The following is a 13,126-nucleotide window of genomic DNA, read 5'->3' as shown; positions in this document are numbered from 1 at the left end:
GCATCGGGATGCGGATCGCCGCCGTGGCGGGCGCCGCGCTGCTGGTCATGATGTGGTCGGCCGTCCTGCCCCCGGCCAACAACCTGTTCATGGACGACCACCTGATCTACGCGCTGCTGATCGTCGGCCTGGCGCTGGTCGGCGCGGGCGAGACCCTGGGCCTCGGACGCTGGTGGGGCGACACCCGCCTCGTCCAACGCCTCCCGATCCTGAAGTAGGCGACCTCGACGCGAAACTCGACGGGAAAGGCGCCCGCCCTCCGGTGGGCGCCTTTCCCGCAATCGAAAGGGGGACCGGATGAGCATCGTCACCGGTACGGACCTGGCGCGCGAGCCGTTCCTGAGCGGCATGCGGAGCACCGACCTGGCCAGGTTGGCGAAGGCCGCCCGGCACGTCGCGATTCCGGCGGGACGGCGCGTCTTCGGCCAGTCCGACCCCGCGGAGCGGTTCTGGCTCGTCAAGGACGGGACCGTCTCCGTCGACCTGGACACGCCCGGCCGCGGCGCGGTCGTCATCGAGACCTACGGCCCCGGGTCCGTGCTGGGCTGGTCGTGGCTGTTCCGCCCGTACGAATGGCGGTTCGGCGGGGTCGCCGGGACGCCGGTCCGGGCGATCGAGTTCGACGGGCGGCTCGTCCGGACGCTCTGCGCGGTCGACCCGGCCATGGGGTACGAGCTGACGCGCCGCTTCGCCGAGTTGGTAGTGCGAAGGCTTGAGGCGACGCAGGCGAGGCTGCTGGAACTGTCCGCGGCCGGGGCCCCGGCGACGCCCTAGGACGCGAGCGCGCCGTCGCCGATCCGGCGCCCGGTGATCAGCTCGGGGTGGATCCGGATGAAGGTGTCGCGCGTGCCCGGCGCCCAGCTCTCCAGCGGGAGGGCGGCCAGCGCGGCGATCTCGCGGGGGTCGGTGGCGCGGCGGGCGCGGCCGACGACGACCACCGACCAGCCCGTCCGGGCGGCGGTGTCGAAGTCGTCGATCTCGAAGGCGACGATCGTGTCGGCGGCGGCCGTGGCGAGCCGCGACGTCCCGGCCGTCCGGAACACGATGTCGCCCCGGCTGAGGATGAAGTTGACCGGCTGGACGGCGGGCAGCGCCTGGTGGGTGAAGACGATCCGTCCGATCGCGGCGCGGCTGAGGAGAGCGCGGCACTCGTCCCGGTCGAGGATCTCCAGGCCGCTCTGGTCGAGCTTCATGCGTCCAGCGTGCCGCCCCGCCGCGCGGCGCGTTAGGGACCAAGGTCCCGGGAAGGGCCGAAGGTCCCCGCTGATCTGGACCGACGCCTCTCTTCGGACGGCGTCGTCCGGGGCAGGGTGAAAGTGGGCCGCAAGGCCGAGAAACGGGAGGTGCGGGACTGATGATCACCGGTGTCGTGGTCGGCTACGACGGTTCGAAGAAGGGCGTGCAGGCGCTGGACTGGGCGGCCGGGGAGGCGCGGGCGCGGGGCGTCCCGCTGACCGTGCTGCACGCGTGGAACGTCTACGTCGGCGGCCCGGTCGCCGTGCCCGTCGTCGACTTGCAGGCGCTCGGGCAGGAGATCGTGGACGAGGGCGTCGAGCACGTCCGCAGGGCGGCGCCCGAGCTGTCGGTGCGGGGCGTCCTCGCGCGCGGCCCGGCCGCCGCCGAACTGATCGACGTGGGACGGAGCGCCGACCTCATCGTGCTGGGCCCGCGCGGTCTCGGCGGGTTCGCCGGGCTCGTGCTCGGCTCGGTCAGCGCGCAGGTCGCCGCGCACGCCGCGTGCCCGGTCGTGATCGTCCGGGGCGACCTCGACGCCGGGCCGGGGCGCGTCGTGGTCGGCGTGGACGGCTCGGCCGCGTCCCGGTCCGCGCTGGAGCTGGCCTTCGCCGAGGCGGACGCGCGCGGGCACTCCGTCCACGCCGTGACCGCGTGGGAGTCGGTCCCGGTGAAGGACCTCCCGCCGCTCGCGGACGAGGACGGCATGCGCGCGGCGGCGGAGGCGCGGCAGGCCCGGCTGATGATCCCGATGCGCGAGCGCCACCCCGGCGTGGACGTCCGGGCCGAGGTCGTGTCGGGCTCGCCGCGCGAGGTGCTGCTCGCGGCAGCGGCGGACGCGCGGCTGCTCGTCGTCGGGTCGCGGGGCCTCGGCGGCTTCCGCGGGCTGCTGCTCGGCTCGGTGAGCCAGGCGCTGGTCGAGCACGCCTCGTGCCCGGTGGTGGTCGTCCACGAGCCGCGTCCGAACGGGGACGCCTAGCCGTTCTCCGCCTCGGGGAACGTGATCTCGGGCGTCTCACCGGCGGCGAGGAGGAAGTAGCCGAGGAACGTCACGCCCTCGTCCCGCGCGTCGAACCGCGCTATGCGGACGCCCGCGGGCTCGTAGAACACGTCCCCGGGACGGAGCACCGACGCCGCGTCACCATCGATCTGATAGACCGCCGAGCCGGTCTCGACGCTGCCGAACACCGGACCGTTGTGCACATGGAGCCCGCCCGCGTGGCCGGGAGCGATGGTGATGCGGCGGACCTCGACCCGATGCGTGTCCTGAGGTTCCGCCAGAAGCTGGTCAAGGACGACGGTGCGCTTGATCGGGGACGCGGCGCGGACGGCGTGTGCGTCGAGCAGCGCGAGGATGCCCGCGATGGCCTGGTCGAACGGCTCGGTGGAGTCGGCGGCGCGGGCCAGGACGTATCCGCCCTGGAGGCAGGCGACGATCGCGGACGCGGTGGCCACGGCATTCACCGAGGGCTTCAGTTCCCCGCGATCCACTCCCTCCTGGAGGACTTCGGCCAGCCGGGCGCGCAGCCAGGTGAACGTCTCCTCGACCGGCGCGCGGAGGGCGGGCGTGGCCATGACGTCCGGGTCCTGGGTGAGCCGTCCGACGGGGCAGCCGCGCAGGACGTCCCGTTCCCGGCGCAGATACGCGGTGACGCGTTCGGCGGCGGTGCCGGGCGCGGACAGCAGCTCGTCGGCAGCGCAGGGTCACGGCCGATCCCGGAAGGGGAACTGCCGGTCCAGTGCGAGGTTGAGTTCGAGGACGTTCACCGCCGGTTCGCCCATGAAGCCGACCGCCCGCCCGCCGGTGTGCTGTTTGACCAGCTCTGCGACTCGGGCGGACGGGATGCCGCGCGCCGTGGCGACGCGGGCGGTCTGGAGCCGCGCGTAGGCGGGGGAGATGTGCGGATCGAGGCCGCTGCCGCTCGCGGTCACCGCGTCCGGCGGGACGGCCGGGTCGGCGGGCGCGTCCCCTCGGACGGGCACGACCAAGCCCGTCGCGTAGTCCTCGCCGTACCGGGCCAGCTCAACGCGAACGCCCTTGTACGCGGCGACGAACGGCGCTCTGACGACGCCTTCCTGCTCGTTCAGGCTGACGACGCGGGTCGGGTGCGGGACGTCCCCGCCCGTGGTCCGCTCGCCGAACACCGCGAGGACGGCGCCGACCCCGCTCGGCGCGCAGAACGGGCGCGCACCGCTCACCCCGTCGAGTTCCCCGATGGACTTGCTGCGCTCGCAGACCTGCGTGAGCAGGCTCTGCTTCGCGTTCTCGTCCTCCTTGCCCGCCGCGAGGAGTTTCGGGTCGGGCAGCGTGTCGACGATGTCCTCCGGGCCGAGGTTGCTCGCGGACGTGGCGGTCGGGTCGTAGCCGTCCCCGGCGTTGGACGGACGGCTCTGGAAGTACTGCTTGAGCGGATTTCCGTCCTTGTCGGTGAACGACTGCCCGATGAGCGCGCTGCCGACCGTCCGGCCCTCGGACGTGACGAGCGAACCTTCTGCTTTGCCGTGCAGGCCGGGCAGTTGCGCGACGCCGAACACGGCGAGCGGGTACAGGACGCCGAGCACGACGGTGAACACGAGGAGGGCGCGGACGGCCGCCAGGTGCCGCCGGACCCACGAGAGATTGAACATGTCAGGACATCCCCGGAAGGTACCGAACGAACAGGTCGATGAGCGTGATGCCGATGAACGGGGTGACGATCCCGCCGATCCCGTACAGGCAGAGGTTGCGCGACAGCAGCTTGGACGCGCTCCCCGGCGAGTACCGGACGCCGCGCAGCGCGAGCGGGATCAGCGCGACGATGACCAGCGCGTTGAACACGACGGCGGACAGGATCGCCGACTGCGGGCTGTGCAGGCGCATCACGTTCAGCGCGTCCAGGCCCGGGAACAGCGCCATGAACATCGCCGGGATGATGGCGAAGTACTTGGCGATGTCGTTGGCGATGGAGAACGTCGTCAGCGCGCCGCGCGTGATGAGAAGTTGCTTGCCGATCTCGACGATCTCGATGAGCTTGGTCGGGTCGGAGTCCAGGTCGACCATGTTCCCGGCCTCTTTGGCGGCAGAGGTCCCGGTGTTCATGGCGACGCCGACGTCGGCCTGGGCGAGGGCGGGCGCGTCGTTGGTGCCGTCGCCGGTCATCGCGACGAGCCGGCCGCCCTCCTGCTCGCGCTTGATCAGCGCGAGCTTGTCCTCGGGCCTGGCCTCGGCGAGGAAGTCGTCGACCCCGGCCTCGTCGGCGATGGCCTTCGCGGTGAGCGGGTTGTCGCCGGTGATCATCACGGTGCGGATGCCCATCCGGCGCATCTCGTCGAACCGCTCCCGCATGCCCTCCTTCACCATGTCCTTGAGGTGGATCACCCCGAGGACGCGGGCCCGGCCGTGCGCGTGCTCGGCGACGACCAGCGGGGTCCCGCCGGACGCCGAGATCCCCTCGACGATCGCGCCGAGCTCGGACGGGACCGTCCCGCCGTGCCCCCCGACCCAGTCCGCGACGGCCGAGGCGGCGCCCTTGCGGAGCATCCGCGCGGGGGCGTCCCCGGACGCCTCCAGGTCCACCCCCGACATCCGGGTCTGCGCGCTGAACGGGACCCAGGTCGCGTGGCCGAGTTCGCCCGGCGTCCGCTCGCGCAGGCCGTGCCGCTCCTTCGCGAACACGACCACCGAGCGTCCCTCCGGGGTCTCGTCGGCGAGGCTGGAGAGCTGCGCCGCGTCCGCGAGCCGCGCGCCCGTCACGCCCTTCACCGGGACGAGCTCGGCCGCCTGCCGGTTGCCCAGCGTGATCGTGCCGGTCTTGTCGAGCAGGAGGGTGTTGACGTCGCCCGCCGCCTCCACGGCGCGCCCGGACATGGCGAGGACGTTCCGCTGGACGAGCCGGTCCATCCCCGCGATGCCGATCGCCGAGAGCAGCGCGCCGATCGTCGTCGGGATCAGGCAGACCAGCAGCGACACCAGCACGATCCCGGTCACACCGTGCGCGTCCAGCGCCGCCGTGTCCCCGATGCCGGGGTTCCCGGACTTGGCGTAGATGGCGAGGGGCTGGAGCGTCGCCACCGCCAGCAGGAAGATCACCGTGAGCGCGGCGAGCAGGATGTTCAGCGCGATCTCGTTCGGCGTCCGCTGCCGGTTCGCGCCCTCCACCAGCGCGATCATCCGGTCGATGAACGACTCGCCGGGCCTCTGGGTGATCTTGACGACGATCCGGTCGGACAGCACCTTCGTGCCGCCGGTCACCGCGGACCGGTCGCCGCCCGACTCCCGGATCACCGGCGCGGACTCGCCGGTGATCGCGGACTCGTCCACGCTGGCGATGCCCTCGACCACGTCCCCGTCGCCCGGGACGATCTCGCCCGCCTCGACCACCGCGAGGTCGCCCGGCCGCAGCTCGGACGCCCCGACCCGCTCCTCCCGCCGGTCCGGGCCGGTGAGGCGGCGGGCGGTGACGTCGGCCTTCGTCCGGCGCAGCGCCTCGGCCTGCGCCTTGCCGCGTCCCTCCGCGACCGCCTCCGCCAGGTTCGCGAACAGGACGGTCAGCCACAGCCACACCACGATCAGCCAGCCGAACACGGTCGGGTCCAGCGCGGCGAGGACGGTCGTCCACACCGCGCCGACCTCGACGATCAGCATCACGGGCGTGCGCCAGAGGGTGCGCGGGTCGAGCTTGCGGAGCGCGTCCGGCAGCGACGCGACCAGCAGTCTCGGGTCGAGGAGCCCGCCCTGCACACGGCGGCGGTCGCGCTGCGGCGCTGGTGGCCCGGCGGCCTTCTGAACGGCCTGGGTGGTCATCGGTGGATTCCTTCGGCGAGCGGCCCGAGCGCGAGCGCGGGCAGGAACGTGAGGGCGACAAGGACGACGGTCACGCCGGCGACCATGCCGACGAACTGCGCGCGGTGCGTCGGCAGCGTCCCCTTCGACGCCGGGACGCGGCCCTGCCCGGCCAGCGAACCGGCCAGCGCGAGGACGAAGACGATGGGCATGAAGCGGCCGAGCGCCATGCACAGGCCGAGCGCCGTGTCGTAGAAGACGGTGTTGACCGTCAGCCCCGCGAACGCCGAGCCGTTGTTGTTGGACGCCGACGTGAACGCGTAGAGCACCTCGGACAGCCCGTGCGGGCCGGTGTTGAGCATGCCCGCCCGGCCGTCGCGCGTCGCCATCGCCACGGCGGTCCCGGCCAGCACCAGGATCGGTGTGATCAGGAAGTACAGCGCGGCGAACTTGATCTCGCGGGAGCCGATCTTCTTGCCCAGGTACTCCGGCGTCCGGCCGACCATCAGCCCCGCCACGAACACGGTGATCACCGCGAGGACCAGCATCCCGTACAGGCCGGACCCGACGCCGCCGGGCGCGACCTCGCCCAGCATCATGTTGAACATCGTCATCATGCCGCCGAGGCTCGTGTACGAGTCGTGGAAGGAGTCGACGGCGCCGGTCGAGGTCAGCGTCGTCGCGGTGGCGAACACCGCCGAGTTCAGGACGCCGAACCGGGTCTCCGTCCCCTCGGTCGCCGCTCCCGCCGCCGTCGGGACCGTTCCGTGGTGGACGCCCTGGAACACCATCGTCAGGACGACGCTCGCCATCGCGATGACGCCCATCGCCGCGGCGATCGCGTAGCCCTGCCGCTTCTGCCCGACCATCCGGCCGAACGTGCGCGGCAGCGCGAACGGGATCAGCAGGATGAGGAAGATCTCCAGCCAGTTCGTCCAGGCGGTGCCGTTCTCGAACGGGTGCGCGGAATTGGCGTTGTAGAAGCCGCCGCCGTTCGTCCCGAGTTCCTTGATGACCTCCTGGCTCGCGACGGGACCGCCGGTGATGGTCTGGGAGCCGCCGGTCAGCGTGCTGATCGTCGTCCCGTCGTGGAAGTTCTGGACGAGCCCGCCCGCGACCAGCACGACCGCGCCGACGAACGCGATCGGCAGGAGAATACGCAGCGAGCCGCGCGTCAGATCCACCCAGAAATTGCCGAGGTGCGGGCTCTTCTTGCGCGCGAATCCGCGCACCAGCGCGATGGCGACCGCCATTCCCACGGCCGCGGACACGAAGTTCTGCACCGCGAGCCCCGCCATCTGCACCAGATGGCCCATCGTCGACTCGCCCGAGTACGACTGCCAGTTGGTGTTGGTGACGAAGCTGACCGCCGTGTTCCACGCCTGGTCCGGCTTCACCGGGTCCATTCCGAGGCTCAGCAGGAGATGCTGCTGCACCCGCTGGAGCAGATAGAGGAACAGGACTCCGGCCACGGAGAACGCCAGGACGCCGCGCGCGTAGGCGCCCCAGGTCTGCTCCGCGTCCGGGTCGGTGCCGATCAGCCGGTAGACGCCGCGCTCCACCCGGTTGTGGGACCGTCCGGTGTACACGCGGAACATGTAGTCGCCCAGCGGCCGGTGCACCGCGACCACGGCGAGCACCAGGGACCCGAGGAACAGGATCCCCGCCAGTGTCGGGCTCATCAGAACCGCTCCGGGAACAGCAGCGCGGCCACCAGGAAGCCGATCAGCAGCACCGCCAGCACCAGCCCGGTCGCGTTCACGGCGGTCACAGTCTCTCCACGCCCTTCACCAGCAGGCCGAGCGCGGCGAAGACCGCCACGGTCAGCAGGACGAAGGCCAGGTCGCTCATTTCGGGATCGCCACCTCTGTCGAACTCCGGCGCTGGGACGGCTGCTCCGCGCCGTCCCGAACAAGCCCGGCTATTTCGGACTCAGTGGGAGTAAATTCGCCTTTCTGCGGTGAACTGGAGATCTTGACGGGTTCCTGACGCCGAGCCCGCGGATCTTGACGCGCCGCCGACGTGCGCCGCAATTCCGGACGCGCCGTTCTGTCAGTAGGCCGTGACAGCGTGAAGGCATGACGCCGACGATCCCCGGATCCGACGGGCGGACGGTCCGCTTCCGCAGCTCACCGGCCGAGAACGGGAGGTGCTCACACTCATCGCGGGAGGCATGACGAACAAGCAGATCGCGGACCGGCTCTACCCGGCGACGGCCTCGACGAGGTCGTCGGCCAGCAGTGCGGCGTGCTCGTCGCCCAGGTGGTGGACGGTGAGCCGCAGGTGTCCGGCGGCGGCCGGACGGTCGAGCGCGAAGCGGTCGCTGGTCCGGGCGAGCCAGCCCCGGCGCAGCAGCCGCTCGGACACCGTCCCGGCGTTGTTCGCGCCGACCGGTATCCAGAGGCTGAGGCCGTCGCCGGGACGGATGTCGATGCCGCGTGCGTCCAGCAGTTCGGCGAACCGGGTGTTGCGGTCGGCGTAGTGCGCGCGGGCCCGGTCGACGAGGGCTAGCGCGGACGGGTCGGTGAGCAGCGAGGCGGTCAGGCGTTGCAGGAGGTGGCTCGTCCAGGTGCGTCCGGGGCCGATGCGGGTCGCGAGACGGTCCGCCGTGTGCGGGTCGCTGGCGACGAGGGCGAGGCGGAGGTCGGGTCCGAGGAACTTCGACACCGACCGCACCAGCGCCCAGCGCGCATGCCCGGGATCGATGATGCTGCGATAGCGCGCATTGGACAGCATGGAGAAATGGTCGTCCTCGATGACCAGGACGTGAGGGTGCCCGGAAAGAACGGCGCGGAGTTCCTTTGCGCGTGCGGCGGAAAGGCTCACCCCGGTCGGGTTATGCGCACGCGGTGTGCACACCACCGCGCGCACACCCCGTTGCAGCGCGGCATGGAGCCCGTCGGCCGTCATTCCGTCCGCGTCTACGGGGACGGCGACCGGGCGATATCCCGCCAGCCGGACGGTATTGATGCTCGCCAGGAAGCAGGGGTCTTCCAGGGCGACCGAATCACCGTGCGTCAGGGCTTGGGCGAGCAGCCGCTCGACCGCGTCCACGGCACCCGCCGTCACTGTGAGGCGCATTTCGCGGGGCTGGTCGGACTCCAGCCACCGATGCGCCCACCGTGCCAGCCCAGGATCGGTCGTGCGTTCTCCGTACAGCACGGCTTCGCCCCGCGCCGGACGCACGCCGAACGGATCGGGGAGCAGGGCCGGGTCGGGGTTGCCGCTGCCCACGTCGCGGAGCGGGCTCCCGGCGGCGAAGCCCTCCTGCTCGACGGCGGCGGCGGCCGGGTCCGCGATCACGGTTCCGGCGCGCCGCCGCGTTTCGGCCACGCCCGCCTGAACGAGCCGCTGGTACGCGGCCATGACCGTGTTGCGGTTCACGCCGAGCCGTTCGGCGAGCCGCCGCACCGGCGGCAGGGGCGTGCCGGGGACGAGTTCTCCCGCGTCCGCGAGGGCGCGCACGCTCGCCGCGATCTCGCCCGCCGTCCGCCCGGTGATCTCCGTGCCGCTGATCTCCGTGCCGCTGATGTCCACGCCGCTGGTCTCCATGCCGCCTCCTGGTCCTGGCATGGGACATGTTAGCTTTTGTCCTATGCCAGATGAGCCGCAGCGGTATCCGAAGGCCGAGAGCGTCGCCGACTTCGCCCGCAACCTCGACGCGGTCCGCGCGCGTATCGACGCCGCCGCCGGACGGGCCGGGCGTCCGGGCGCGGAGGTGCGGCTGCTGCCGGTCAGCAAGACCGTCCCGGAGGAGCGGATCCGCCTGGCCGTCGAGGCGGGCTGCCGGACGCTCGGCGAGAACAAGGTCCAGGAGGCGAAGCGGAAATGGCAGAACCTGGCCGACCTCGACGTCTCGTGGTCGGTGATCGGCCATTTGCAGACCAACAAGGCCAAGGACGTCGCCGCGTTCGCCGACGAATTCCAGGCACTCGACAATCTGCGAGCCGCCGAGGCGCTGGACCGGCGGCTCCAGGCGGCGGGCCGGAGCCTGGACGTGTTCGTCCAGGTGAACACCTCCGCCGAGGACTCGAAATACGGCCTGCCGCCGGAAGAGCTCATCCCATTCCTGAAAAGGCTTCCGGAATACGCGGCGCTGAACGTCCAGGGCCTGATGACCCTCGCCGTCTTCACCCCGGACACCGAACGGGTCCGCACCTGCTTCCGTCTCCTGCGTACGCTCCGCGACCAGGCACGTGACCTCGACCTGGTCGGGCCGGGGGAGTTGTCGATGGGCATGTCCGGCGACTACGAGACGGCCATCGAGGAGGGCGCCACGGTCGTCCGCGTAGGCCAGGCGATCTTCGGCGCACGGCCCGTCGCGGACGGCCATTACTGGCCCGGCGCCACCAATGGCAGATAGGCGTCTAGGCGAAAGCTAAGCGTTGGTGGCGTGCCAGGTGGCGATATGCGCGCGGTTATTCACGCCTAGCTTCGTGAGGATGTGCGAGACGTGGTTCTCGACCGTCCGTTCCGAGAGGTGGAGGCGCGCGGCGATCTGCCGGTTGGTGAGGCCGTCGGCGACGAGCGCGGCGATCTGCTGCTCCCGTTTCGACAACGGCGTCCCGCCGTCCTTTCCGCGAAGCGCCGCCGCCCGCTCGGCGAGCGGGCGCATGCCGAGCCGCGCCGCCTCGCGATGGCACCGCTCGCGGTGCGCGGCGGCGGAACGCGGGTCGCCGGGCGCCCCGCGGGCGAGGCACAGCCGCGCCAGTTCCAGGTGCGCGAGGGCCTGGTAGGGCGCGGAGTTGATCGCCTGGCTCTGGGCGAGCGCGCTGGTCAGATGGGTCTCGGCGGCCGTCCAGTCGGCGAGCAGGAGCGCGAGCCGTCCGAGCTGGAGGGCGACGGGCGTGCCCCACGGGGTGTGGGCGGCGGCGCCACCGGACTGGACGCCGGCGTAAGGCAGCAGCCTCTCGTACAGCTCCCGCGCCCCGGCCGTCTCGCCGAGCAGGCTCAGCAGGTCGGCGTTGCCGACGGCGATGACGAGCCATTCCGGGCTCCGCTCCGGAACCCGGCCCAGATGCGGGACGAGCCCGTGCCAGATCCGGGACGCGTCGTCCACCCGCCCGAGGCTGGCGAGCAGGAGCGCGTGCCAGGCGCGGGCGAAGAACGGCCCCTGCTCGGTGAAGCGGCGGACCCGCGGCTCCACCTCCGCGAGCCCGGTGCCGGTGAGGACGGCGTCGTGCGCGGTGAAGATCAGGTCCAGGAACTCGGCGCCCTCGTGGCCGCAGCGGCGGCCGATCGTCCGCGCCTCCGCGACCCGGGCGCGGCCGTCGTCGAAGCGGCCCTCAAGGAACGCCAGCGACGCCAGGGACAACGTGTGCCGCCAGCGCCACAGCGGCTCGCCGGACTGGGCGACGAGCCTGCCGAGCGCCGCCAGTTCGGTGTCGAACTCCACCCGCCGTCCCAGTTCGGTGAAGGCGGACAGCCGCCAGAACCGCCCCCACAGCGCGCATTCCGGGCCCTGCCGGACGGCCTGCTCGCACAGCGCGAGCCTCCGCTCGACGTGCCGCGGGTGGACCAGCTCGGTGTGCCGGGCTTCCAACGCCAGCAGCAGCGCGTCCGGGTCGCCGGTGGCCTCGGCGGCGGCGAGCGCGCGTTCACCGAGGCCCGCCACCGCGTCCGCCTGCCACGGGTCGGCGGTGATCGCGAGCTGGGCGAGCAGCCGCGTCTCGCGGACGGGATCCGTGCCCGCGAGCAGCGGGAGCGCCTCCTCGCACAACGCGTGGACCCGCCCGGTCAGCCCCGAGAAGTAGTCGGCGCGCGGCGCGGTCGCGGCGTCCGCGATGATCCGGGCGTCGCCGGACGCGCGCCCGAGGTCGGCGGCCTCGGCGCAGTGCCCCCACGCCTCCTCCATGTCCCCCGACCGGAACTGGCAGCGGGCGAGCGCGATGAGCAGCTCCGCCCGGCGCGGCCCCGCCGCCGGGAGCGCGAGCGCGGCCCGGTACTGCGCCGCCGCCGACTCGTAGGCGGAGCGGGCCTCGGCGTGCCGGGCCGCGGCGAGCGTGGCGTCGAGGGCCCGGTCCCGGTCGCCGGCCTGACGGAGGTGGTGCGCGACCGCCTCGATCATGCCGTCCGGCCGGAGCGCCTCGGCGGCGCGGGCGTGCAGCCGCCGCCGGTCCGCGCCGCCGAGCCGGGCGTAGAGCGTCTCCTGGACGAGCGAGTGGAAGAACCGCGCCGTCCCCTCGTCGAGTTCGACGAGGCCCGCCGCGACGGCCTCGTCCAGGACATCGGGCGGTGAGCCGGTCACGGCGGTGAACACGGCCAGGGCGAACTCCTGGCCGAGCACGGCGGCCTCGCGCAGCACGTCCGCGCAGGCCAGCCGGTCGACGCGCTGCTCGATCACCTCGCGCACGCCGCGCGGCAGCCCCGCGCCGGACCCGGTGACGCGCATCAGCCGCAGCAGTTCGAGGACGTACAGCGGGTTCCCGCCCGACCTGCGGCGCAGCCCGGCGACCTCCGCGCCGCCGAGGTCGTGGCCGAGGGTGCCCGCCGCGAGCCGTCCGACCTCGCCGGGGCTCAGCCCGCCGAGCGCGATGTGCGAGCAGGCCCGCTCCCGCAGCACCGAACGCAGCGCGGGCGACGGGCCCGGCCCCCGGTACGGGCCGGCGAGCAGCAGCGGGACGTCCGCGACCTCCGCCGCCACCTGGAGCAGCGCCAGCGAGGACGGGTCGGCCCAGTGCAGGTCGTCGATCACCAGCAGCAGCCCGGGCGGCGCGGCGTCCCGCAGCACCTGGACGACGTGGTCGAACAGACGCGGCCGGCTCGCACCGGACAGGTCCAGGCCGGGGAGCCGGAGCGCGCGGGAGAGCTGCGCCCACGGCCGGTAGGGCGACGCGCCGTCGCCCTCCAGGCAGCCGCCCCATGCCGTCCGGACGCCGTCCGCCCGCGCCTCCCGGACGAGCGCGTGCACCAGCGCCGTCTTCCCCGCCCCGGCCTCGCCCTCGACGAGGACGACGCCGCCCTCGCCGTCCAGCGCCTCGGCGAGGCGTTCCCGCAGGAAGGCGAGCTCCCGTTCGCGCCCCACGAACATCGGTTGAGTACCTCGCTGAGTGGTTTCCCAGATGTGCGTAGCGTGCCCGATTCCTAGCGTCGTCGCCATGGAAAGGCGGGTGACCGTCCGCAGTCGGCCGT

At 72.6% G+C, this 13,126-nt stretch carries 11 protein-coding genes and 2 pseudogenes; 5 read left to right on the top strand and 8 right to left on the bottom strand.

Features of this window, described 5'->3' with window-relative positions; translation table 11 throughout:
• Together FXF65_RS12475 and FXF65_RS12470 are read left to right on the top strand one after the other, a co-directional pair.
• Positions 1 to 218: pseudogene (locus FXF65_RS12475) on the top strand (hypothetical protein); the annotation flags it as partial.
• A 79-nt stretch (positions 219 to 297) separates the two neighbouring features.
• Positions 298 to 774, top strand: coding sequence for a Crp/Fnr family transcriptional regulator (locus tag FXF65_RS12470; protein WP_222868520.1), 477 nt, complete (start codon positions 298 to 300; stop codon positions 772 to 774).
• Here the strand turns inward: FXF65_RS12470 and FXF65_RS12465 are convergent.
• Positions 771 to 1,193: a pyridoxamine 5'-phosphate oxidase family protein gene (locus tag FXF65_RS12465; RefSeq protein ID WP_148349914.1), complete on the bottom strand. Its 423-nt coding sequence runs from the start codon at positions 1,191 to 1,193 to the stop codon at positions 771 to 773. The two genes, FXF65_RS12470 and FXF65_RS12465, sit on opposite strands and share 4 nt — an antisense overlap.
• 161 nt (positions 1,194 to 1,354) lie before the next feature.
• Between FXF65_RS12465 and FXF65_RS12460 the strand changes: the two genes are divergently transcribed.
• Positions 1,355 to 2,212: a universal stress protein gene (locus FXF65_RS12460; RefSeq protein WP_148349913.1), complete on the top strand. Its 858-nt coding sequence runs from the start codon at positions 1,355 to 1,357 to the stop codon at positions 2,210 to 2,212.
• Here the strand turns inward: FXF65_RS12460 and FXF65_RS45240 are convergent.
• Genes FXF65_RS45240 through kdpF form a run of 5 tightly spaced genes read right to left on the bottom strand, consistent with a single transcriptional unit; the run spans position 2,209 to position 7,766 of the window.
• The gene (locus tag FXF65_RS45240; protein WP_425458746.1) at positions 2,209 to 2,916 is read right to left on the bottom strand and encodes a TetR family transcriptional regulator C-terminal domain-containing protein; all 708 of its coding nucleotides are present in this window, start codon (positions 2,914 to 2,916) and stop codon (positions 2,209 to 2,211) included. The two genes, FXF65_RS12460 and FXF65_RS45240, sit on opposite strands and share 4 nt — an antisense overlap.
• Before the next feature lie 21 nt (positions 2,917 to 2,937).
• Positions 2,938 to 3,861 carry a potassium-transporting ATPase subunit C gene (locus FXF65_RS12450; protein ID WP_148349911.1) on the bottom strand — a complete coding sequence of 308 codons (924 nt, stop codon included), beginning with the start codon at positions 3,859 to 3,861 and terminating at the stop codon, positions 2,938 to 2,940.
• A gap of 1 nt (position 3,862) precedes the next feature.
• On the bottom strand, positions 3,863 to 6,016 hold the full coding sequence (gene kdpB / locus FXF65_RS12445; RefSeq protein WP_148349910.1) for a potassium-transporting ATPase subunit KdpB: 2,154 nt from the start codon (positions 6,014 to 6,016) through the stop codon (positions 3,863 to 3,865).
• Complete coding sequence (kdpA, locus tag FXF65_RS12440; RefSeq protein WP_148349909.1) at positions 6,013 to 7,677, bottom strand: potassium-transporting ATPase subunit KdpA; 1,665 nt, start codon at positions 7,675 to 7,677, stop codon at positions 6,013 to 6,015. The genes kdpB and kdpA overlap by 4 nt, the downstream gene beginning before the upstream one ends.
• Positions 7,677 to 7,766 (bottom strand): K(+)-transporting ATPase subunit F, encoded by a 90-nt coding sequence (gene kdpF, locus FXF65_RS45235; RefSeq protein WP_148349908.1) that lies wholly within the window; start codon positions 7,764 to 7,766, stop codon positions 7,677 to 7,679. The genes kdpA and kdpF overlap by 1 nt, the downstream gene beginning before the upstream one ends.
• 327 nt (positions 7,767 to 8,093) lie before the next feature.
• Between kdpF and FXF65_RS46215 the strand changes: the two are divergent.
• A pseudogene (locus FXF65_RS46215) lies at positions 8,094 to 8,186 on the top strand (LuxR C-terminal-related transcriptional regulator); the annotation flags it as partial.
• Between the two features lie 11 nt (positions 8,187 to 8,197).
• On the opposite strand, the gene FXF65_RS12420 reads toward FXF65_RS46215, so the two are convergent.
• Positions 8,198 to 9,547, bottom strand: coding sequence for an aminotransferase class I/II-fold pyridoxal phosphate-dependent enzyme (locus FXF65_RS12420; RefSeq protein WP_187412245.1), 1,350 nt, complete (start codon positions 9,545 to 9,547; stop codon positions 8,198 to 8,200).
• A gap of 43 nt (positions 9,548 to 9,590) precedes the next feature.
• On the opposite strand from FXF65_RS12420, the gene FXF65_RS12415 reads away from it, so the two are divergent.
• Entirely contained in the window at positions 9,591 to 10,358 is a 768-nt protein-coding gene (locus FXF65_RS12415) for a YggS family pyridoxal phosphate-dependent enzyme (protein WP_148349906.1), read from the top strand.
• Between the two features lie 15 nt (positions 10,359 to 10,373).
• Here the strand turns inward: FXF65_RS12415 and FXF65_RS12410 are convergent, their stop codons facing one another.
• Positions 10,374 to 13,025, bottom strand: coding sequence for an ATP-binding protein (locus tag FXF65_RS12410; protein WP_187412244.1), 2,652 nt, complete (start codon positions 13,023 to 13,025; stop codon positions 10,374 to 10,376).
• Between the last annotated feature and the right edge of the window lie 101 nt (positions 13,026 to 13,126).

Origin of the sequence: Actinomadura syzygii (assembly GCF_008085905.1) — a bacterium.
Taxonomy (GTDB): Bacteria; Actinomycetota; Actinomycetes; order Streptosporangiales; family Streptosporangiaceae; genus Spirillospora; species Spirillospora syzygii.
This window is presented reverse-complemented; position numbering and strand designations above follow the sequence as displayed.

What these genes read in the sequence shown, in the direction of transcription:
- FXF65_RS12410 (WP_187412244.1), bottom strand. Translation starts at nt 13,025, where the DNA reads ATGTTCGTGGGGCGCGAACGGGAGCTCGCCTTCCTGCGGGAACGCCTC.
- FXF65_RS12460 (WP_148349913.1), top strand. Translation starts at nt 1,355, where the DNA reads ATGATCACCGGTGTCGTGGTCGGCTACGACGGTTCGAAGAAGGGCGTG.
- FXF65_RS12465 (WP_148349914.1), bottom strand. Translation starts at nt 1,193, where the DNA reads ATGAAGCTCGACCAGAGCGGCCTGGAGATCCTCGACCGGGACGAGTGC.
- FXF65_RS12420 (WP_187412245.1), bottom strand. Translation starts at nt 9,547, where the DNA reads ATGGAGACCAGCGGCGTGGACATCAGCGGCACGGAGATCAGCGGCACG.
- FXF65_RS12415 (WP_148349906.1), top strand. Translation starts at nt 9,591, where the DNA reads ATGCCAGATGAGCCGCAGCGGTATCCGAAGGCCGAGAGCGTCGCCGAC.
- kdpB (WP_148349910.1), bottom strand. Translation starts at nt 6,016, where the DNA reads ATGACCACCCAGGCCGTTCAGAAGGCCGCCGGGCCACCAGCGCCGCAG.
- FXF65_RS12470 (WP_222868520.1), top strand. Translation starts at nt 298, where the DNA reads ATGAGCATCGTCACCGGTACGGACCTGGCGCGCGAGCCGTTCCTGAGC.
- FXF65_RS12450 (WP_148349911.1), bottom strand. Translation starts at nt 3,861, where the DNA reads ATGTTCAATCTCTCGTGGGTCCGGCGGCACCTGGCGGCCGTCCGCGCC.
- kdpA (WP_148349909.1), bottom strand. Translation starts at nt 7,677, where the DNA reads ATGAGCCCGACACTGGCGGGGATCCTGTTCCTCGGGTCCCTGGTGCTC.